We start from the raw sequence: 20,425 nt of genomic DNA, 5'->3' as shown, positions 1-20,425 counted from the left end.
CGGCGCGGATCAAGCCGCGACCGACCGCCCCCGGTCGCCCGGGGTGGTGGTAGTGGTCGTGGTGATGCGCGCGTCGGGCATGGCCTGCACATTAGGTGCGGGCCGCGGGTTTCTCAACCCATATCGAGCGCGCGGCTTCCCGCCTGCGTCGAAACGCGGCGGGTATCGTTCACCCCGGCACCCTTGTCGCGCACGCTGGAAACGAAGCGGAACTCGCTCGATGCGCTGGCCGGGGTGAGCTCCACCGCCATGTATCCGCGGCGCGATCCGTCCATCCACTTGAGCTGGCGATTGTGCGCAACCGTCTCGCGTTCGAGGACATCAACCGGGAGGTAGGAGGCGTAGCTTTCGAGCCCCGGGGAGGTAACGCCCTGCACGCCGAATTCGACGCCGACCTTCTCGCCCGCATGATCGAGATCGAAAGCCCAGGCATTATGCGTGTCGCCCGCCAGGCTGATGAGATTCGCATTGGCGTCGAGGGCGGCCTTGAAGATCCGTTCGCGCGCGGCGGGATACCCGTCCCACGCATCCATGTTCAGCGGCAATTCGGCGCGGCCGGCCATGGCCCCGGCGAGGATGCGCTGGCGGATATAGGCGGGCAGGTCTGCCGGGAGCCCTTCGGTCAATCGCGGCGCCGTGACCAGATTGCCCATCAGCACCTGCTGCACCAGCACCTGCCACGGCTTGCCTGCAGAAGCCGAGCGCTTTAGGCCATCGGCCAGCCAGGCCTGCTGCTTCATTCCGAGCAATTCGCGGCTGCCATCGCGGTAGTCGCCCTCGCGGAAGGCGACGAGCGCAGCCATTGCGGCTTCGGGACTGGTCTTGCCCGACAGGATCTGGCCGTAGGAAAACTGCTCGGCGCGGGCGGTCAGCCGCGTCTCGAGCCGGTAGAGCGTCGCGAGGTCGCCCACTTCATAGGCGGCCCATGGCTCATCCGACACGGGCATCCATTCGCGGTAGGCCTTCACTGCGGCGGCCTTGCGCACCGACCATTCGCCCTCGGTCTCGCTCTGGTGGTTCTGCGCGCCGCCTTCCCACGAATCATTGGTGCTTTCGTGGTCGTCCCAGCCGGCGATCATCGGGAACAGCTGGTGCAGTCGGCGCAGGTCCGGATCGCGGCGATAGGTCGCATAGCGCAGCCGGTAATCCGCCAGGCTGACGATCTCGTGCGCGGGAAACAGCACGCGGCCCGATTGCGTCTCTTCGTTCGAGGGATAGGTGCCGGGGCCGTATTCATAGAAATAGTCGCCCAGATGCAGCGCGCAGTCGAAATCGCCATCGGCGGCGGCATGCGCATAGGCATTGAACCAGCCGAAACCGAGGTTCGAACAGGAGAACACCGCCATGCGGAACTTGTCGGTCGCGCCGACGGGCAGCGTCTTCGTGCGGCCGACGTCCGAGTGCGATCCGTCGGGTGCAGTGAAGCGGTAATAGTACCAGCGTCCCGGCTCGAGCCCCTCGGCCCAGGCCTTGCAGCACCAGTCGTTCTCCGCGCGCGCAGTCACAGAGCCTCCGGCCGCGACGCGCGAAAATTCGAGCGTTTCGCTGACCTCGAATTCCAGCGCGGTGTCCTGCGCGCCCACGAAACGGGTCCACAGCAGGACGCGCTCGGCCGCCGGTTCGCCGCTGGCGACGCCGTGGCTGAACCCCTTGCCCCCCGTCTGCGCGGCGAGGGGGGCTCCGGCCACCCCCAGCCCGAGGATGCCGGTCTTGAGCAGCGAACGGCGGTCGAGTGCGGATAGCGGGGCAGCGGCAGGCGGTTCAGTCGCGAACATTCGAATTCTCCTCTTCCGGCCCCCTGCCTGCGCCCGATGACGGTGTGGTGACAAGCCATTTTGCGAAGCGACAAGCACGCACGACCTATTGGAAAGGATGCTTGACAATAGGCCTCACTTATGACAAACACGCTTTACATCACGGAAAGAACCATTGCCATGTCACTCAAGACCCCCCTCCTGTTCGCTGGCGCGATCATCGCGATTGCCGTGCTCGCCGTCTTCGACATCGTCCCTGAAGAATTTGCGCAGTTCAGCGTGATTCTCTTCCCGGCCCTCGCGGCCATTCATATCGCGCGCACCGGCGCGTGCGGTTGCAGCACGAAGATGCGCGCATGAGCGGCACCGGCGGGCCCTGGCTGCTCAAGTCGCCGGGACGCTGGGTCGCGCTCTACTTCCTCAGCATCGCCGTCATCGCGGCGCTGAAACTGAGCGGGGCGATCGCATCGCCCGTCGGCTTCATCCTGCTGGCTGCGGCGACCTTCCTGCTCTTCCCGCTGGCGCGGCGCGGGGCGGATGGCTGCACCAGCCAGGCGATGGCTGCGTACAACCGGCGGATCGTGTTCAGCAGCTTCGGCTATGTCCTCGGGCTCGGCATCGCGATCACGCTGTGGAACCGCTACGAGCTGTCCGATCTGGCGGTCTTCGCCATCTCGCTCCTGCCGACGCTTCCGACCTTCGGCATCATCTGGGCGATGGGGCGTTACCTCGCCGAGGAACAGGACGAATATCTCCGTCATCGCACGATCATGGCCGCCCTGATCGCGCTCGGCCTGGTGCTCGCGCTGGGCATCTTCTGGGGCTTTCTCGAGATGTTCGAATTGGTGCCGCATATCTGGGCGTGGTGGGTACTGCCCGTCTGGGCGATCGGCCTGGGCCTGGCGCAATTGTGGCAGAAGGTGCGCGGCGCATGAAGAACCGCCTCAAAGTGCTGCGCGCCGAACGCGACTGGAGCCAGCAGGACCTCGCCGCCCGGCTCGAAGTGTCGCGGCAGAGCGTCAATGCCGTCGAGACCGGACGCTACGATCCTTCGCTTCCGCTCGCTTTCCGGATCGCCGATGTTTTCGGGCTGGCGATAGAAGAAATCTTCCTGCGCGAAGAATAGCGGCTCACCGATTGACACGGCAGCGGCGATCCCCGACCCTTGCGCGGTACATTCACAGGGGTCGTTACTTATGCATGGGTCGCACGCGAGGGACGGGGCCGACAGCGCCTTCGTCTTCGAAGGAAACTGGCGCGATTTCGCCAGGATCGCCTTGCCGAACCTGCTGCTAACGATCGTCACGCTGGGCATTTACCGTTTCTGGGCGACCGCGCGGGAGCGCCGCTATCTGTGGTCGCGCACGCGCTTCGTCGACGAAAATCTCGAATGGGCAGGCACCGGAATGGAGCTGTTCATCGGTTTCGTAATGGTCTTCGTCCTGTTCGGCATTCCCTATTTCGGGTTGAGCTTCGTTGCGCAGGCGCTGGTCACGCGCGGGTACGAATCGCTCGGCATTGCGCTTTCGGCATTCGCGGCGTTGGCGATCTTCTACCTGCTGGGCGTCGCCCGTTTCCGCGCGCTGCGGTACCGCCTTTCGCGCACCCGCTGGCGCGGCATTCGCGGCGGCAGCGACACCGCCGGCTTCCTGTTCGGCCTGTCGTATATGTGGAAGACCGCGGTCGGCTGGATCCCGGCCGGCCTGCTGCTGCCCTGGTCGATGACCAGCCTGTGGAACGAACGGTGGAGCAAGATGAGCTTCGGCCCCTACGCGTTCGAGGCCGATGCCGAAGCAGGCAATGTCTTCGCGCGCTATCTGCTGTTCTATCTGACCCCCTTCGTCCTCTTTGCCGGTGGGATCATCATGGCCGGCATGGGAATGCTCGCGGGTTATGGTGTCGGCGGCGAGGAAGGCCGCGCGCTTGGCGGGATGATCGGCATCTTAGCCCTGGTGCTGTTCTTTTACTTCGGCCTCGGCCTGATCGCAGTGGCATTCTTCGCCAAGTTCTACCGCGAAGTAGTCGGCGCAACCCGCTGGCGCGACCTGAACTTCACGTTCACGGCCTCGACGCTGGACTGGGTGAAATTGCTGGTGGTCGATGCGCTGCTGGTTGTCTTTACCTTCGGGATCGGGCTGGTTTTCCTGTCCTATCGCCACTGGAAGTTCTTCATGACGCATCTCGAAGCGAGTGGGGAAATCCTGCTCGACGAGCTGACCCAGTCGCAGACCCGCACCGCGAAGCATGGCGAGGGCCTGCTCGACGCCTTCGACATGGGCGCGATCTGAGCCGATGGAAGACGCGTTCCAGACTGCCGCCCAATGGTACGATGGCACCAATGCAGTGCGCCATAGCGGAACGCTTAGCTGGGACGGGCGCGGCGTGTTCACGCTGGCGGGGCCAGAGGCGCGAGACGAATTCGATGCCGCCGACCTGCGCTTCGGCGAGATCCGCCCGGGCCAGCGCGTCTATCACCGCGCCAGCGTGCCCGATTTCCGCCTGATCCTGCCCAAGGAGATCCCCGCGGGCCTCGCCGCGCAGTTGCCTGCGAAAAGCGATTACGGCGCCTGGGTCGACAAGCTCGGGCTGGGCAAGGCGGCGGCGATATTCGGCGTTGCCAGCGCCGCGGCGGTGGCGCTGTTCCTGACCGCCCCCGACTGGCTCGGCCCGCGCATCCCGCCCGGCTGGGAACGCCAGATCGGCGAGGCGATGGTGGGCGATTTCGGCGGCCGTATCTGTCATACGCCCGCGGGCGATGCCGCGCTCGCCAAGCTGCTGGCCAAGGTCGATCCCGCGGAGGAAAAGGTGCGCGCAGGCGTCGCCAATATGGCCATGGTCAATGCAGTCGCGCTGCCCGGCGGGCAGGTCATGCTGTTCGACGGGCTGGTCCAGCAAGCCGACAGCCCCGAGGAGCTGGCCGGTGTGCTCGCCCATGAGGTCGGCCATGTCCGCGAACGCCATGTGATGACCGCGCTGTTGCGCCAGTTCGGCCTGTCGATCCTGCTGGCGGGCGCCGATTCGGGCGTCACAAACGGCGTCTTCGGTCTCGCCGCGATGGGCTATTCGCGCGATGCCGAACGGGAGGCGGACGATTATGCGCGCGCGCGCATGGCCGAAAGCAATATCTCGCCGATGGGCGCAGCCGGATTTTTCGAACGCATGGCGAAAAGCCGGGGCGATAGCGAGGATGCCCCCGCCATGATCGGATGGCTGGCCAGCCACCCGTCCTCGGGCGAGCGCGCCGAGGCCTATCGCGCGGCGGCAGAAGAGGACGCGGACTATCCCCCGGTGCTGACCGAAGCGGAATTCGCCGCGCTCAAATCGATGTGCGCGCAGGATCCCGATGTCGAGGAGTTCGGCTTCTTCTGACCCTTGCAATCGCGCGCGGTCGCGTGAACAGCATGCGCAAATGAGCGATATCCAGTTCCATGGGATGCCCGGCAGCAAGCGCATCGCCTATCGCTTTACGCCCGGCACCGGACCCGCGCTGGTCTTCCTGCCGGGCTATATGTCCGACATGGCGGGCGGCAAGGCGACCGCCGTGTTCGAATGGGCACGGGCGCGGGGGCAGGCGTGCCTGCTGTTCGACTATTCGGGCTGCGGCGCAAGCGAGGGGGACTTTGCCGACGGCACGCTCTCGCGCTGGCGCGGGGAGGTGCTGGCGCTGGTCGAGGCGCTGATCGAGGGCCCGGTGATCGTCATCGGGTCTTCCATGGGCGGCTGGCTGATGCTGTCCGTCGGACAAACGCTTGGCGGGCAATTGGCCGGGCTGGTGGGCCTCGCCCCGGCCCCCGATTTCACCGACTGGGGACGGTCGGATGCCGACAAGGCGCAGCTGCTCGCGGGCGAGACCATCTACGACGAGAACCCCTACGGGCCCGAACCCACACCGCTGCATCCGGGCTTCTTCAGCGACGGGCAGGCGCAGCTCCTGCTCGGCGGCGAGATTCCCCTCACCGCGCCCGTGCGGCTGATCCACGGGCAGCGCGATCCGGATGTGCCGTGGGACATCAGCCTGCGTCTCGCCGCCGCGCTGCGTTCGGACGATGTACAGGTCACACTGGTAAAGGACGGCGACCACCGCCTGTCGCGCGAGCAGGACATCGCCCTGCTGCTGCGCACTGTCGACGCGCTTTCGAAAGGCCTTGTATGATTGCCTCCGCCATCGCCCTGCTGATCCTGCAGGTCGGCCCTAACCCTGGCGCCAACGCCTTCCCCGGCCTACCCGAGGAATTGCGCGAGCGCCCACCACGCGAGCGTGCGGCTGCACCCGCCGGCACCTCGGGCACCTCGGGCAGCAAGCTGGCCGAATGCGTTACGCTCGCCGCCGATGATGCCGAAGCCGCCAGCGATATGGCGCAGGCCTGGCGCGAGACCGCCGCGAACCAGCTCGAGCTGGCCCAATCGGCGCATTGCCTCGGCCTCGCGCTCGTCCGGCTGGACGATTTCGCCGAGGCACAGCGCGCCTTCGATCTGGCCGCTGGCGAAGTTCCTCCCGGTGCCCCGGCCTACCAGGCGCGGCTTTCGGCCATGTCGGGCAATGCGGCCATGGCGCAGGGCAATCCCGCCATCGCCGAAATCGCCTTCACCCGCGCGGTGAATTACGCCGCCGATGCCGCCGATGCGCCGCTTCTGGGGAGCGTATCGGTCGACCGCGCCCGCGCTCTGGTTGCCATGGGTCGCAACGAGGACGCGGTGGCTGCGCTGGCCGGCGCACGCGGAGCGGATCCTGCCAATGCCCGCGCATGGCTGCTTTCGGCCACGCTCTCGCGGCGGCTCGAACGGCTTGGCGAAGCACGCGAACAGATTGCGCAGGCTGCCCTGCTTTCGCCGCAGGACCCCGCAGTCGGGCTGGAGGCGGGTGTGATCGCCGCGCTGTCGGGGCGTGACGAGGAAGCCCGGCGCAGTTTCGAATCGGTGCTGCTGGTCGCGCCGCAAAGCACCGAGGCCACCCGGGCGCGGACCTATCTGGAGCAGCTTGCATCATGACCGATTTCTCCGTGCTCGATCTCGTCCCCGTCCGCGAGGGCGGCACGCTGGGTGAGGCGTTCGATGCCGTGACCATGCTCGCGCAAACCGCCGAAAAGGCCGGCTGCAAGCGTTTCTGGGTGGCCGAGCACCATGCCATGGCCGGGATTGCCGGCGGGGCGACTGCAGTCGTGCTGGCGCATATCGGCAATGCCACCTCGACCATCCGGATCGGGTCGGGCGGAATCATGTTGCCCAACCACACGCCGTTCCAGATCGCCGAACAGTTCGGCACGCTCGATGCGCTGTTTCCCGGGCGGATCGACCTCGGGCTTGGCCGGGCTCCCGGAGCGGGGCCCGAATTGCAGCGTGCCTTGCGCAAGGATCTGCATCGCGCCGCCGAGATGTTCCCGCAGGATGTGGTCGAGCTGATGGCTCTGATGGCGGGCGAAACCGCGACCCATCCGACCCCGGGCCTCGGCGCGCGGCCTGAATTCTGGATGCTCGGGTCGAGCCTGTTCGGCGCCCAGCTCGCCGCCAAGCTCGGCCTGCCCTATGCCTTTGCCAGCCACTTCGCCCCCGACCACCTCGATGGCGCGCTCGAACTCTACCGGCGCGATTTCCAGCCCTCCGAAGCCTGCGCCGCACCGCATGTGATGGCGGCGATGAACCTGTTCGTCGCCGATACCGAAGACGAGGCGGAATATCTCGCGAGTTCGCAATTGCAGGCCTTCGTCGCGCTGCGCACGGGCACGCCGGGCAAGCTGCCGCCGCCGGTCCGCGGCTACCGTGCCAGCCTGCCACCGCAAGCGCAGGCCATGCTCGCGCATATCGGCCAGGCCAGCGCGATCGGCACCCCGGAACAGGCCGCTGCGGCAGTGCGCGCCTTTATCCAGAGGACCGGGGCCGATGAGATCGTCTTTGGCGGGAGCATGTTCGATCCCGCCGCGCGGTGCCGGGCGCTGGAACTCGCGATGGATGCGCTGGCGGACTAGGCGTGCCGTAGCGTCGGCGGGCCGCATGATGGCGCGCATACGATTGCACTTTTGCGCGCACAGCACCTTGCAGCCCGCCTGCAACGGGCCTAGGCGCGGCGCGCAGGTCGTGGCGCACACGACTCGGATATTTCGCGGCGCGGAAACGATCATGCGCCGCAAGGAGAGAGGCCCCTTATGGGTTCGACAACTGCCGTCCTTCCGAAAACCCTCCAGAATGCGATCACCGAGAGAATGCGCCTGTCGCTGCTCAGCGGCGACACGCCGTTCGACAAGACCCAGCTTGGCGACGCCGCGCAATTTGTCGGGCAGCTGGCCGTACAGCGTACGCTTGGGCGTTCGGCCATGGCGATCGAAAGCGTTAGCGACGAACGGCGCCTGACCCGGATCGCGATCGTCAATGACGACATGCCCTTCCTGGTCGATTCGGTCGCCGCGACGATTGCCGCGCTGGGCCTGTCGATCGACCGGCTGGTCCACCCGGTCATCCCGGTCGAGCGCGACAAGAACGGACGGCTGACCGGCATCCCCGAAGGCGATCCGGACGAGGCCTATTGGGAATCGATGATCTACATCGAGGCCGCGCGCGTCGATGCCAAGACCCGCCGCCAGTTGCAGGAAACGCTCAAGGAAACGCTTGCCGACGTGCGCGCGGCAGTCACCGACTGGACCGCGCTGCAGGAGGCCATGGCGAGCGATGCAAAGCGGATCGCGGCAACCGACGATGAAGGCGCCGAGCTGCTCGACTGGCTCAATTCGGGCATGTTGACCCAGCTGGGTCACGTCACCCGTCACCGCGACGGGCGCCAGGAGAACGAGCTGGGCATCTGCCGCCGCAGCGCGCAAGTGCTGCTCGCCGAAGCCTCCTACGAACGCGCTTTCGCCTGGTTCGAAGCGGGCACCGACCAGCGCCGGCCGCTGATCATCAAGGCCAACCACCTCAGCAACGTGCATCGCCGCGTCCCGCTCGACCTGCTGATCGTGCCGATCGAGGAGCAGGGCAAGCCGGTCGCGCTCTCGGTCCATGCCGGGGTCTGGACCAGCGCCGCGCTCGCCGCGCCGCCGCGCAGCGTGCCGCGCCTGCGCCGCCAGCTCGATACGCTGCGCAGCCGTCACGGGTTCGACGACACCGGCCATGCCGGCAAGGCGCTGGTCCATGCGCTGACCACCCTCCCGCACGATCTACTGATCGGCTTCTCGGAAGAAGACGTCGAACGCGTCGCGACGACGATGATGAGCCTGGTCGATCGCCCACGCCCGCGCCTCGCGCTGGTCGAGGCGCCTTTGGCCCGCCACCTCTTCGCTTTCGTCTGGCTGCCGCGCGACATGGTCGCGACACAGGTGCGGCTGGAAATCCAGACGCTGCTCGAGGAAGCCGCCTCGGCGCGGCTGCTCGACTGGAGCCTCGAGGTCGAAGGCGGCAATCTCGCCACCATCCGCTTCGTTTTCGACATTCGCGATGGCGACCAGGCGCCCGACCAGGCGCAGCTCGAGGAGCAGATGCAGACGCTGCTGCGCGGCTGGAGCGAAGCGGTCGAGGCCGAGCTTGGCGCGATCGAGGAGCCGAGCCGCGCGGCGGGCCTCGCCATGCGCTTCGCCGACCATTTCCCCACCGGATTCCGCGGCCGCTATGGCCCGCGCGAGGCGGCGCTCGACATCGCGCGCCTGCACGAACTCGGTGCGAGCCTTGAAAGCGAGGAAGTGGTGCGCGGCGCGCGGATGTATTTCTGCGACCGCGAGGTACAGGGGTGCCTGCGGCTCAAGCTCTACCAGTCGGAAGGCAGCCTGCCGCTGTCCGAAGGCGTGCCAGCACTGGAAGATTTCGGTTTCTACGTGCGGTCCGAAATGCCCACCGTGCTCGACGAGGGCCGGTTGGGGACGATCCACGATTTCCTGCTCGACCTGAAGCCGGGTGCCGATCCCAAAGCGCTGATCGACCGGTCCGATGCGATCGAGGAAGCCGTCAGCGCGGTACTCAACAGCGAAGCGGAGAACGACCCCTTCAACCGGCTGGTGCCCGAAGCGGGCCTGTCGGCGCGCGAAGCGAACTGGCTACGCGCCTTCTACCGCTATTTGCGTCAAGCGGGCATGGGCTTCACCATCTACACCGTGGTCGATGCGCTGGCTGCGGCGCCCGACGTGACCCGCGCGCTGATCGCGCTGTTCACCGCGCGTCACGATCCCGAATTCGGTACCGGACGCGACAAGGCGGTCGAAGATGCGCGCGCCGCGATCAAGCGCGGCCTGGCCAAGGTCAAGGCGATCAATGACGACCGCCTGCTGAGGCTCTACAATTCGCTGATCGACGCGATCCTGCGCACCAATGCCTTCGCCCCCGCAGCGGCCGAAGCGCTGGCTTTCAAGATCAACTCGGCCAAGGTCCCCAATCTCCCCAAGCCGATCCCCTATCGCGAAATCTTCGTCTATTCGCGCCGGGTCGAGGGGATCCATCTGCGCAGCGGCCCCGTCGCGCGCGGCGGCCTGCGCTGGTCCGACCGGCGCGACGATTTCCGCACCGAGATCCTCGGGCTGATGAAAGCCCAGCGGGTCAAGAACGCAGTGATCGTGCCCACCGGCGCGAAGGGCGGGTTCTATCCCAAGCAGCTGCCCAATCCGGCGCTCGACCGCGAGGCCTGGGCGGCCGAGGGGCGCGCCAGCTACGAGACCTTCATCCGCACGCTGCTGTCGGTCACCGACAACATCGTCGACGACCAGGTCGTGCACCCCGACGATGTCGTCATCACCGATGGCGAAGACCCCTATTTCGTGGTTGCCGCGGACAAGGGCACCGCGACCTTCTCCGATGTCGCCAATGCGATCGCCAAGTCGCGGGACTTCTGGCTCGACGACGCTTTCGCCAGCGGCGGTTCGAAGGGCTACGACCACAAGGCCATGGGCATTACCGCGAAGGGTGCCTGGGTCAGCGTACAACGCCACTTCCTCGAGATGGGCGTCGATGTGCAGAGCGAGCCCGTCGAAGTCGTCGGCTGCGGCGACATGTCGGGCGATGTGTTCGGTAACGGGATGCTGCTGTCCAAGGCGATCAAGCTGGTCGCCGCCTTCGATCACCGCCACATCTTCCTCGATCCCAATCCCGACCCGGCAACCAGCTGGGACGAGCGCCAGCGCCTGTTCGCGCTCCCCCGCTCGAGCTGGGAGGATTACGACAGCGCGCTGATTTCCAAGGGCGGCGGGGTCTTCGCGCGCGACGCCAAGAGCATCAAGCTGTCCAAGGCGATGCAGGCGAAGCTGGGCATCGAGCAGGGCACGATCGAGCCCGAGGCGCTGATCTCGGCGATCCTGAAAGCGCCGGTCGACCTCATCTGGTTCGGCGGCATCGGCACCTATATCAAGGCGTCCCAGGAGAATAACGTCCAGGTCGGCGACCCGGCCAACGACGCGCTGCGCGTGGATGCAAAGGACGTCCGCGCCAAGGTCATCGGCGAGGGCGCCAATCTCGGCATCACGCAGGCAGGCCGGATCGAGTTCGCGCATGGCGGCGGACGCTCGAACACCGACTTTATCGACAATTCGGCGGGCGTCGATTGTTCGGACAATGAGGTCAATATCAAGATCGCGCTGGCCGCCGCCAAGCGCGCGGGCAAGCTCAGCGAGCCCAAGCGGGTCGCGCTGCTCGAATCGATGACCGACGAGGTCGGGCGGATCGTGCTCGAGGACAATCGTTTGCAGGCGCTGGCACTGTCGATCGCCGAAGTCGGCGGAGCTCGCGCAATGGCCTCGCAGCAACATATCATCCAGACGCTCGAGGCGGGCGGCAATCTCGACCGCCGGACCGAGGGGCTGGCCGACGACCAGACGCTGCAACGGCGCGCGGCCGATGGCGCCGGCCTGACCCGGCCCGAACTGGCCGTGTTGCTATCCTCGTCCAAGCTGGTGCTCCAGGATGCCATCGAACGCGGCAGCCTGGCCGACGATGCGCTGCTCGAGGAAACGCTGTTCGAAGCCTTCCCCGCACCGATGCGCAAGAAGTACAAGACGCAGATCGCGGGCCACCAATTGCGGCGCGAGATCGTCGCGACCAAGCTCGCCAACCGCATCGTCAACCGCATGGGGATGATCCATCCCTTCGAACTGGCCGAAGAGGAAGGCGTCGAGCTGGATGAAGTGGCCGCGGCTTTCGTCGCTGCCGAACATCTGTTCGACCTGCCCGACCTATGGGCGTCTATCGATGCCACAGCGATGCCAGAAAGCGCCCGGCTGATGCTGTTCGACCGGATCGCCGCGGCAGCCGGAAATCTGATTTCGGACGTGCTGCGCACCTCTTCGGGCCACGTCGACCCGAGCGCGCTGGTGGGCGATATCGGCAAGGCAGTCGCCAAGCTCGCGGGCGCCACCACCGAACTGCTAAGCGCCGAATCGCGCCAGCAATCCGATCGCCTGTGCGACCAGCTCATCGCCGCCGGGGCGCCCGAAGCGCTCGCCGCGCGTGTCGCGCATCTCTACGATCTCGACGGCGCGGTGGGCCTCGCCAAGCTGGCCAGCGAAACCGGCATCGCCCCGATCGGGCTGACCGAAGCCTTCACCGATATCGGCCGCCGGCTCGGTCTCGACTGGGCGCAGTCGACTGCCGCGCTGATGAGCCCTTCGGATGTGTGGGAACGCCTGCTTGTGTCGGGCCTTGCGCGCGATTTCCAGCAGATGCGGCTCGAACTGCTGCGGCGCCTCGCGCGGCGCAAGGATGCCAAGCAGGACATGCCCGCCGCGGTTGCCAAATGGGCCGAGGAGCAGGCCGTTGCGGTGCGCGGGTTCCGCAGCATGGTCGCGCGGGCGCAGGGCCAGTCCCCGGTCGCGCCGGCCATGCTGGCGCAGGTCGCGAGCATGGCGCGCAACCTGCTCGGCCGCTAGCACCACACCCGACCCGGGCATGACCGGCTGGGCTTGACCGGCTGGCGTTTTCGCGCCAGCCAGCGCGGCGATGGAACATTTCGATATCGTCATCGTGGGCTCGGGGCATGGCGGGGCCCAGTCCGCCATCGCATTGCGGCAGAACGGCCATGAGGGTTCGGTCCTCATCGTCAGCCGCGATCGCAATCCGCCCTACGAACGCCCCCCGCTCTCGAAGGAATATCTTGCGGGCGAGAAGCCGTTCGAGCGTATCCAGATACGCCCCGAACAATTCTGGGCCGACAAGGACATCGAGCTGCGCCTCGGCCGCAACGTCAATGAGGTCGACCCGGTCGCGCGCGAGCTGGGCCTGTCCGACGACACGCGGATTACCTATCGCAAGCTGATCTGGGCTGCCGGCGGCGATGCCCGCCGCATGTCGTGCCCGGGCAGCGACAATGCCGGCATCCACTATGTCCGCACGCGGCGCGATGTCGATACGCTCAAGGAAGAGCTCGCCGCCGGGGCCAAGCGCGCAGTGATCGTCGGGGCGGGCTATATCGGTCTCGAGGCAGCGGCAGTGCTCCGCAAGCTCGACTGCCAGGTCACCGTGGTCGAAGTGCTCGACCGCGTGCTGGCGCGGGTCGCGGGCCCCGAATTATCCGACTTCTACGCCGCCTATCACCGCGAACAGGGCGTCGACCTGCGCCTGTCTACCGCGGTCGAGACGATCACCGGCGAGAATGGCCGCGTCACCGGCGTGATGACCGACAGCGGGGAAACGATCGCCTGCGATGTGATCATCGCGGGGATCGGCATCGTGCCGTCTGTGGGACCGCTGATCGCTGCGGGGGCAGCGGGTTCGAACGGGGTCGATGTCGACGCGTACGGGCGCACCACGCTCGACAATATCTATGCCATCGGCGACTGCGCCAGCCACGCCAACCCCTACGCCGACAACAAGGTCATCCGCCTCGAATCGGTCCAGAATGCCAATGACATGGCGACGATCGCGGCCAAGGCGATCATGGGCGACAAGCAGGCCTATGATGCGGTCCCATGGTTCTGGTCGAACCAGTACGACCTGCGCCTGCAGACCGTCGGCATATCGATCGGCTATGATGCCACCGTGCTGCGCGGCGATCCGGCGGACAAGAAGTTCAGCGTGGTCTATCTGCGCGAAGGCGTGGTGATCGCGCTCGATTGCGTCAACAACACCAAGGATTACGTGCAGGGCCGCAAGCTGGTGATGGCGCGCGCGGAAGTGGATCCCGAAGTGCTTGCCGACAGCGCGGTGCCGCTCAAGGACATGCTGTGATTGCAGCCGGGGACGGTCGCGCGATGCTCGAAGGGCTTCGCGTGATCGACATGACCTCGGTGGTCTTCGGACCCTATTGCACGCAGATCCTCGCCGATTTCGGGGCCGAGGTGATCAAGGTCGAGGCCCCCGGCGGCGACGTGTTCCGCTATGGCGCGCCCTCCGCGCACAGCAAGGCGATGGGGCCGGGATACATCGCGCTCAATCGCGGCAAGCAGTCGCTGGTGCTCGATCTCAAGCAGGAGGCCGACCGCGCGATCCTGCGCGACCTGCTCGCCGATGCCGACATCTTCATCCATAATGTCCGCGCCGAAGCGATCGAGCGGCTCGGGTTCGATTACGACAGCGTGCGCGCGCTTGCTCCCGACATCATCTATGCGCATTGCGTCGGCTTCGGCTCGGGCGGGCCCTATGCCGGGCTGCAGGCCTATGACGACGTAATCCAGGCGGCGAGCGGCACCACCACCTTGCTGCCGCGCGCGGACGGCAACGAGCGCCCGCGCTACCTGCCATCGCTGATCGCCGACAAGGTCGCCGGGCTGCACGCCGCCTATGCGGTGATGGCCGCCGTGGTACACCGCCTGCGGACCGGGCAAGGCCAGCATGTCGAAGTGCCGATGTTCGAGGCCTTCAGCAGCTTCATGCTCAAGGAACACCTTGGCGGCAACACTTTCGATCCGCCCGTCGGCCCGCCCTGCTATGGCCGCCAGGTCGACCCGGATCGCCAGCCGTTCCCGACCCGCGACGGATATGTCAGCATCGTGCCTTACCGGCTCGACCATTTCACCAAAGTGATCGCGCTGATGGGCGACGAGGCCTTCGCGCGAGAAGAGCGCTTCGCCACTCTCGAAGGGCTGATTGCGGGGCAGGCCGAACTCTATGCCCGCATTGCCGAACTGACCGCCGGTTTCGCGACCGACGAACTGGTCGCGCTGATGCACGCCAATGCGATCCCCGCAATGCCTGTGCGCGACATGGCCGACATGGCGCAGGAGCCTCATCTTGAAGCGTCGGGCTTTTTCATGCGCCGCGAACATCCCACCGAAGGCACGCTGGTCGAAATGCGCGAACCGTCGCGCTTTTCCGCCTGGGAAGCCCCCGATCCAGCGCCCGCCCCGCTGCTGGGCGAGCATGACCGGGATTACCGCGAGGGCTAGGCGAGCCTTGCCGCAGCCCAATCGGCAGCTTCGGAAACCGCGGGATCGGGATCGCCGCGCAGCCCCTCGACAAGCGGAGCGAGAGCTGCCGAACCGCTATTCCCTGCCGCATAAAGACAGTTGCGCACAAAGCGGTCGCGCCCAACCCGCTTGATCGGCGAGCCGGAAAAGAACTGCCTGAAGCCCGCATCGTCGAAGGTCAGGAAGCTCGCCAGGTCGGGCGCCATCAGCTCCTCGCGCGGCGCCAGCTTGAGGTGCCGGTGCGCCGTATCGGCGAACTTGTTCCACGGGCAGACCGCGAGGCAATCGTCGCAGCCATAGATGCGGTTGCCCAGCGCCTCGCGAAACTCCTCGGGAATCGGCCCCTTGTGCTCGATCGTGAGGTAGGAAATGCAGCGCCGCGCATCGAGCTGGTAGGGCGCGGGGAACGCGTCGGTCGGGCAGGCATCCTGGCACGCGCGGCAATTACCGCAGCGATCGGGATGCGAGAGGTCGGGCGCGAATTCGAGCGTTGAATAGATTGCGCCGAGAAACAGCCAGCTGCCATGCGACCGGCTGACCAGATTGGTGTGCTTGCCCTGCCAGCCGATCCCGGCCGCCTCCCCCAGCGGCTTTTCCATCACCGGCGCCGTATCGACGAAGACCTTGAGTTCGCTTGTCGGTTCGCGCGCGATCAGCCAACGGGCCAGCGCTTTCAGCGCCTTCTTGACCACGTCGTGATAGTCGCGCCCCTGCGCATAGACCGACACGCGCGCCTTCTCCGGCGCGTCCGCCAGCGCCAGCGGGTCCACATCGGGCGCATAGCTCATCCCCAGCGCGATCACGCTGTTGGCTTCGGGCCATAATCCTTGCGGTGAGGCGCGCTGCTGTTTGCGCGCATCCATCCAGTCCATCGCGCCGTGCCGCCCTTCGCCCAGATAGTGTTCGAGCCGCGCGGCGCGCTGCGGGTCGGGCGCAGCAGACGCAAATCCGCAGGCGACGAAACCCAGTCTGAGGGCCTCGGCGCGCAATTCCGCCTGCAATCCTGCATTAACCACGCTTGCGGGTGCTCCCGTTCACTGCCAGCCACTACTCATGCGCGCATGCTTACCGAGACAGGCTCCATGACGCGACCCCCGGCTGGCGACCAGCGCCCGCTCGCTATCGAGGCCCACGGGCTGGTCAAGCGCTTCGACGGCACGTTGGCGGTCGACGGCGTCGATATCGCCGTGCCCGAAGGCGCGATCTACGGCATCCTCGGCCCCAATGGCGCGGGCAAGACCACGACCTTGCGTATGCTGCTGGGCATTATCGATCCCGACGAGGGCGTGCGCCGCGTGTTCGGCAATGATCGCCCGCACGAGGTCGCCAAGCTGATCGGCTACCTGCCCGAGGAACGCGGGCTCTACCCGGCAATGAAATGCGACGAGGCGATCGCGTTCATGGGCGCCTTGCGCGGTCTGCCCACCGCCGAAGGCAAGGCGCGCGGGCGCGAATTGCTCGAACGCCACGGCCTGGGCCATGCGGTCGACCGGCAGATCCGCCAGCTGTCGAAGGGCATGGCACAGACGGTGCAATTGCTCGGCACGCTGGTCCACCGCCCGCGTCTGGTCGTGTTCGACGAGCCCTTCAGCGGGCTCGATGCGATCAACCAGGGCAAGCTCGAGGTAATGATCCGCGAGCTGGCGGACAATGGCACCACGGTGATCTTCTCGACCCACGTCATCCACCATGCCGAGCGATTGTGCGACGAGGTCGCGATCATTGCCGGCGGCAAGGTCCCCTATGCCGGGTCGGTCGATGCCGCACGCGACCGCATCCCCGCGCAGGTCCGGCTCGAGACGCGCCAGCGCGACGGGGCCTGGCGCGCGGCGCTCCCTGCGGATGCCCGGCATAATGCCAAGGCGGATGGTAGCCATTTCTGGTTCTTCCCCGTTCCCGAGACGGGGATCGAAGCCTTGCTCAAACAGCTGATCGATGGCGAAGCCGGTATCCTGTCGCTGTCGATCGAACGCGCCGGGCTGCACGATGCCTTCGTGGAGATTGCCGGCGAAGCGGCGGCCCGCGCGCTCGAGGAAGACCATGCCGCAGGAGCCACGCGATGACCGACACCACCCGCCTGTCGCTGTTCGAAGCCGCGCGCGTCGTGGCCAAGCGCGATTTCCACGCGATCCTGTTCAGCCGCGCATTCTTCTTCTTCCTGCTGGGCCCGCTGTTCCCGATCGTTATCGGGGCGCTGGCAGGCGGGATCGGCGGGCAGGTACAGCGCGACGCCAATACCCGCGTCGTCGCGGTCGCCATGGCCGAGGCCGACACGCAGGCGATGGTCGCGGCACGCGCGCGCCTCGCCCCGCAGATCGGCATGGCGCTGCCCGAACTCCAGCCGAGCGCCAGCGCAGCCTCGCCCGAACAGATTCTGCGCGAGCCGGGCAAGAACTATACCGCGGTGATCAGCGGCACGGTGGCCGCGCCCGCGCTGACGGCGCCGGCAGACGCGATCGCGTACTGGAGCGGCCCTATCGCGCTGATCGCGGCCGACGCCGGTACGAGGACCGCAACCGCCTATCCGGAAGTTACCGCGCGCCCGGTCGCGACCAGTGTCGCCGCGCAGCGCAGCGACCGTATCCGTACCGCGCAGGCGGGGCAGCTGCTGCTGTTCCTGCTGATGATGCTGCTGGCGGGCATGGTGCTTTCCAACCTCGTCGAGGAAAAGGCCAACAAGATCATCGAAGTGCTCGCCGCTGCCATCCCGATGGACGCGGTGTTCCTCGGCAAGCTGGCTGCCATGCTCGGCATCAGCCTGGTCGGCATTGCGGTGTGGGCGGGCGCGGCGATCGGCCTGCTGGCCGGTAGCGCATTGCCGCAACTGCCCGAACCCGCGCTGGGCTGGCCGCTGTTCCTGCTATTCGGGATTATTTATTTCGCGATGGGCTATCTGCTGCTCGGCTCGCTGTTCCTGACGATTGGCGGGATGGCGACGACCGTGCGCGAGGTGCAGACGCTGTCGATGCCCGTCACCATGGCGCAGCTGCTGGTGTTTTTCCTCGCCGCGTCCTCGATCACCCGCCCCGGTTCGCCGATAGAGCTGTTCGCCGCGATTTTCCCGCTGTCCTCGCCCTTCGCCATGCTGGCGCGCGCGGCGCAGTCGGACGCGCTGTGGCCGCATGCGCTCGCGCTTGGCTGGCAGGCGCTGTGCGTGATCCTGTTCGTCCGCTTCGGGGCGATGATCTTCCGCCGCCGGGTGATGAAATCCGGCCGCGGCGGACGCGCGGTGAAGGGGCATGTCGGCGGGACCGAACCCGCGTAAGAACTCGCATCTGGATCAACGACCTCGTTGGGTGGCGATTTGCAACGCACTATTGACACACGTGTCAGTTAAGGCAGGATGGGCGGCATAGGAGGGAGAGCGGCGGATGGAGTCGCTCCCGCGAGGAGAGAGACATGGCCACTGCTGCAATCGAACGCCCCCAATGCCGTACCGAACCCAGAGCGCATGAAGCGCTGAAAAAGCATTTTGCGGAGCACCCCGAGGAACGCCTCAGCCACCCGCACAAATGGGATGTCAGCCGCAGCGACATCTATGCCGAGAACACCTGGCAGCCGATCTTCAAGGAGATGCGCGAAGCCGGACCGCTCCATTACATCCCCGAAAGCCCCTTCGGCCCCTATTGGGCGGTGGTCGGCCACAAGGCGATCCAGCATATCGAGGCGCTGCCCGACACCTTTTCCTCCAGCTGGGAGCATGGCGGGATCACCATCCTCAACCGGCTGACCGATGAGGAACTGGCCGAGGCGGGGATCGAGGAGCGGCGCGAGCTGCCCATGTTCATCGCCATGGACCGCCCGCAGCACACCGGCCAGCGACGCACCGTTGCGCCCAAGTTCACGCCCAGCGGCATGGCCGAGATGGAAGGCGAGATCCGCCAGCGTACCGGCGAACTGCTCGACAGCTTGCCGCGCGGCGAAGTGTTCGACTGGGTCGACAAGGTCTCGATCGAGCTGACCACGGGCATGCTCGCGATCCTGTTCGGTTTCCCCTGGGAAGACCGCCGCCTGCTGACCTTTTGGTCCGATTGGGCGGGCGATACCGAGCTCGCCACCGTGCGCGATCTCGACGAGATGCGCTGGGGCTTCCTCAGCGAGATGGCGGCCTATTTCCAGTCGCTGTGGATCGAGCGCACGCATGACAAGGAACCGGGCGACGATCTCATCTCGATGATGATCCATTCCGAAGCGATGAACCAGATGAGCCCGCAGGAATTCATGGGCAATCTGATCCTGCTGATCGTGGGCGGCAACGACACCACGCGCAATTCGATGAGCGGCTTCGTCTACCAGCTCGACAAGAACCCCGAGCAGCGCAAGCTGTTCGAACAGAACCCCGACGTGATTCCCAATGCGGTGCAGGAAATGCTCCGCATGCAGACCCCGCTCGCGCATATGCGGCGGACCTGCACCGAGGATACCGAAGTGTTCGGCCAGACGATCAAGAAGGGCGACAAGGTCGTGCTCTGGTATCTCTCGGCCAATCGCGACGAGGAGGTGTTCGAGAATCCCGACAAACTCGACCTGACGCGCGAGAATGCCCGCCGCCACATCGCATTCGGTTATGGCATCCACCGCTGCGTCGGCGCGCGCCTGGCCGAGCTCCAGCTGCGGATCCTGCTCGAGGAAATGCACAAGCGCCGCATCCGGGTGCATGTCGCGGGCGATATCGAGCGCGTGCGGGCGAATTTCGTGCACGGTTTCCGCAAGCTCGAGGTCGAGGTCACCCAGTTCTGACGGCGGGCGGTAACCCGCCGCGCGGTTCAAGCGTAGGTTCAGGCGTGGGGGGCTATTCCTCCACGCCATGAGACCGCACCCGATGACAGACCTGTCCCTCGATCGCCGCCGCCTGCTTGGCTGGATCGGCGTTTCTGCCAGCTTTGCGGCGTTGGCCGCGTGCGGCTCGGGCGCCGCAGAGGCGAAGGAATTTCGGGTAAAATATACGGCCGCCGAATGGCGCCAGCGGCTGAGCAAACAGGAATTCGCGATCCTGCGCGAGGCGGGGACCGAACGGCCCTATTCCTCGCCGCTCAATGACGAACAGCGCGCGGGCACCTTCACCTGCGCGGGCTGCGGCAATACGCTTTACAGCTCCAGGGCCAAATACGATTCGAAGACCGGCTGGCCCAGCTTCTGGCAGGCCATCGACAAGGGCGCGGTCGGCACCGCTACCGATTACAAGATCGGCTATCCGCGGACCGAAGTGCACTGCGCCGATTGCGGCGGGCATCTGGGCCATATCTTCAACGATGGCCCCAAGCCGACCGGCAAGCGCCATTGCATCAACGGCGCCGCGCTGGATTTCGTCGCCAGCTAGATCAGTGCAAGGCTACGCGTGAAACCGGCACGCCGGATCCCGCTGCG

General features: G+C 66.4%; 17 protein-coding genes. 15 read left to right on the top strand and 2 right to left on the bottom strand.

All coding sequences use genetic code 11. From position 1 onward, the window contains the following. Window positions 1–113: 113 nt before the first annotated feature. Entirely contained in the window at window positions 114–1,775 is a 1,662-nt protein-coding gene (locus tag J2S32_RS11155; RefSeq protein WP_253521282.1) for an alkaline phosphatase D family protein, read from the bottom strand. A gap of 159 nt (window positions 1,776–1,934) precedes the next feature. Between J2S32_RS11155 and J2S32_RS11150 the strand changes: the two genes are divergently transcribed. The 11 genes from J2S32_RS11150 (at window position 1,935) to J2S32_RS11100 (ending at window position 15,037) form a co-directional block, all read left to right on the top strand. Next, window positions 1,935–2,114 carry a hypothetical protein gene (locus tag J2S32_RS11150; protein ID WP_253521279.1) on the top strand — a complete coding sequence of 60 codons (180 nt, stop codon included), beginning with the start codon at window positions 1,935–1,937 and terminating at the stop codon, window positions 2,112–2,114. Beyond that, the gene (locus tag J2S32_RS11145) at window positions 2,111–2,689 is read left to right on the top strand and encodes a hypothetical protein (protein WP_253521275.1); all 579 of its coding nucleotides are present in this window, start codon (window positions 2,111–2,113) and stop codon (window positions 2,687–2,689) included. Before J2S32_RS11150 ends, J2S32_RS11145 begins: the two co-directional genes overlap by 4 nt. Further along, the gene (locus J2S32_RS11140; protein ID WP_253521272.1) at window positions 2,686–2,880 is read left to right on the top strand and encodes a helix-turn-helix transcriptional regulator; all 195 of its coding nucleotides are present in this window, start codon (window positions 2,686–2,688) and stop codon (window positions 2,878–2,880) included. Before J2S32_RS11145 ends, J2S32_RS11140 begins: the two co-directional genes overlap by 4 nt. Before the next feature lie 70 nt (window positions 2,881–2,950). Then, a complete protein-coding gene (locus J2S32_RS11135) occupies window positions 2,951–4,042 on the top strand; it encodes a YjgN family protein (protein WP_253521269.1) in 1,092 nt (363 codons plus the stop codon). A 4-nt stretch (window positions 4,043–4,046) separates the two neighbouring features. Next, window positions 4,047–5,123, top strand: a complete 1,077-nt coding sequence (locus J2S32_RS11130; protein ID WP_253521264.1) for a M48 family metallopeptidase — start codon at window positions 4,047–4,049, stop codon at window positions 5,121–5,123. 40 nt (window positions 5,124–5,163) lie between these two features. Then, entirely contained in the window at window positions 5,164–5,907 is a 744-nt protein-coding gene (locus tag J2S32_RS11125; protein WP_253521260.1) for an alpha/beta hydrolase, read from the top strand. Then, window positions 5,904–6,743, top strand: coding sequence for a tetratricopeptide repeat protein (locus J2S32_RS11120; RefSeq protein WP_253521256.1), 840 nt, complete (start codon window positions 5,904–5,906; stop codon window positions 6,741–6,743). The genes J2S32_RS11125 and J2S32_RS11120 overlap by 4 nt, the downstream gene beginning before the upstream one ends. Then, window positions 6,740–7,717, top strand: a complete 978-nt coding sequence (locus J2S32_RS11115) for an LLM class flavin-dependent oxidoreductase (protein ID WP_253521253.1) — start codon at window positions 6,740–6,742, stop codon at window positions 7,715–7,717. Before J2S32_RS11120 ends, J2S32_RS11115 begins: the two co-directional genes overlap by 4 nt. Before the next feature lie 177 nt (window positions 7,718–7,894). Next, on the top strand, window positions 7,895–12,583 hold the full coding sequence (locus J2S32_RS11110) for an NAD-glutamate dehydrogenase domain-containing protein (RefSeq protein ID WP_253521250.1): 4,689 nt from the start codon (window positions 7,895–7,897) through the stop codon (window positions 12,581–12,583). A gap of 70 nt (window positions 12,584–12,653) precedes the next feature. After that, window positions 12,654–13,880, top strand: coding sequence for an NAD(P)/FAD-dependent oxidoreductase (locus J2S32_RS11105; protein ID WP_253521247.1), 1,227 nt, complete (start codon window positions 12,654–12,656; stop codon window positions 13,878–13,880). Continuing rightward, window positions 13,877–15,037 carry a CaiB/BaiF CoA transferase family protein gene (locus J2S32_RS11100; protein WP_253521243.1) on the top strand — a complete coding sequence of 387 codons (1,161 nt, stop codon included), beginning with the start codon at window positions 13,877–13,879 and terminating at the stop codon, window positions 15,035–15,037. The genes J2S32_RS11105 and J2S32_RS11100 overlap by 4 nt, the downstream gene beginning before the upstream one ends. Here J2S32_RS11100 and queG read toward each other — a convergent pair. Beyond that, window positions 15,034–16,074, bottom strand: a complete 1,041-nt coding sequence (gene queG, locus J2S32_RS11095; RefSeq protein ID WP_253521241.1) for a tRNA epoxyqueuosine(34) reductase QueG — start codon at window positions 16,072–16,074, stop codon at window positions 15,034–15,036. The genes J2S32_RS11100 and queG overlap by 4 nt on opposite strands. A 66-nt stretch (window positions 16,075–16,140) precedes the next feature. Here queG and J2S32_RS11090 point away from each other — a divergent pair, with 66 nt between their 5' ends. The 4 genes from J2S32_RS11090 to msrB all read left to right on the top strand — a co-directional run bounded on the left by J2S32_RS11090 (window position 16,141) and on the right by msrB (window position 20,378). After that, window positions 16,141–17,121, top strand: a complete 981-nt coding sequence (locus J2S32_RS11090) for an ABC transporter ATP-binding protein (RefSeq protein ID WP_253521238.1) — start codon at window positions 16,141–16,143, stop codon at window positions 17,119–17,121. Then, on the top strand, window positions 17,118–18,323 hold the full coding sequence (locus tag J2S32_RS11085) for an ABC transporter permease (RefSeq protein ID WP_253521235.1): 1,206 nt from the start codon (window positions 17,118–17,120) through the stop codon (window positions 18,321–18,323). The genes J2S32_RS11090 and J2S32_RS11085 overlap by 4 nt, the downstream gene beginning before the upstream one ends. A gap of 134 nt (window positions 18,324–18,457) precedes the next feature. Then, a complete protein-coding gene (locus J2S32_RS11080; protein WP_253521233.1) occupies window positions 18,458–19,798 on the top strand; it encodes a cytochrome P450 in 1,341 nt (446 codons plus the stop codon). An 82-nt stretch (window positions 19,799–19,880) separates the two neighbouring features. Beyond that, window positions 19,881–20,378, top strand: a complete 498-nt coding sequence (gene msrB / locus J2S32_RS11075; RefSeq protein WP_253521230.1) for a peptide-methionine (R)-S-oxide reductase MsrB — start codon at window positions 19,881–19,883, stop codon at window positions 20,376–20,378. The last annotated feature ends 47 nt before the right edge of the window (window positions 20,379–20,425 follow it).

The organism is Qipengyuania citrea, from assembly GCF_024171405.1.
Classification (GTDB): domain Bacteria; phylum Pseudomonadota; class Alphaproteobacteria; order Sphingomonadales; family Sphingomonadaceae; genus Qipengyuania; species Qipengyuania profunda.
The sequence above is the reverse complement of the archived record's forward strand: the minus strand, read 5'-3'. Positions and strand labels throughout refer to the sequence as shown.

Coding starts and splice junctions, on each gene's coding strand:
- J2S32_RS11155 (WP_253521282.1), bottom strand. CDS start 1,775: ATGTTCGCGACTGAACCGCCTGCCGCTGCCCCGCTATCCGCACTCGAC.
- J2S32_RS11150 (WP_253521279.1), top strand. CDS start 1,935: ATGTCACTCAAGACCCCCCTCCTGTTCGCTGGCGCGATCATCGCGATT.
- J2S32_RS11145 (WP_253521275.1), top strand. CDS start 2,111: ATGAGCGGCACCGGCGGGCCCTGGCTGCTCAAGTCGCCGGGACGCTGG.
- J2S32_RS11140 (WP_253521272.1), top strand. CDS start 2,686: ATGAAGAACCGCCTCAAAGTGCTGCGCGCCGAACGCGACTGGAGCCAG.
- J2S32_RS11135 (WP_253521269.1), top strand. CDS start 2,951: ATGCATGGGTCGCACGCGAGGGACGGGGCCGACAGCGCCTTCGTCTTC.
- J2S32_RS11130 (WP_253521264.1), top strand. CDS start 4,047: ATGGAAGACGCGTTCCAGACTGCCGCCCAATGGTACGATGGCACCAAT.
- J2S32_RS11125 (WP_253521260.1), top strand. CDS start 5,164: ATGAGCGATATCCAGTTCCATGGGATGCCCGGCAGCAAGCGCATCGCC.
- J2S32_RS11120 (WP_253521256.1), top strand. CDS start 5,904: ATGATTGCCTCCGCCATCGCCCTGCTGATCCTGCAGGTCGGCCCTAAC.
- J2S32_RS11115 (WP_253521253.1), top strand. CDS start 6,740: ATGACCGATTTCTCCGTGCTCGATCTCGTCCCCGTCCGCGAGGGCGGC.
- J2S32_RS11110 (WP_253521250.1), top strand. CDS start 7,895: ATGGGTTCGACAACTGCCGTCCTTCCGAAAACCCTCCAGAATGCGATC.
- J2S32_RS11105 (WP_253521247.1), top strand. CDS start 12,654: ATGGAACATTTCGATATCGTCATCGTGGGCTCGGGGCATGGCGGGGCC.
- J2S32_RS11090 (WP_253521238.1), top strand. CDS start 16,141: ATGACGCGACCCCCGGCTGGCGACCAGCGCCCGCTCGCTATCGAGGCC.
- J2S32_RS11085 (WP_253521235.1), top strand. CDS start 17,118: ATGACCGACACCACCCGCCTGTCGCTGTTCGAAGCCGCGCGCGTCGTG.
- J2S32_RS11080 (WP_253521233.1), top strand. CDS start 18,458: ATGGCCACTGCTGCAATCGAACGCCCCCAATGCCGTACCGAACCCAGA.
- msrB (WP_253521230.1), top strand. CDS start 19,881: ATGACAGACCTGTCCCTCGATCGCCGCCGCCTGCTTGGCTGGATCGGC.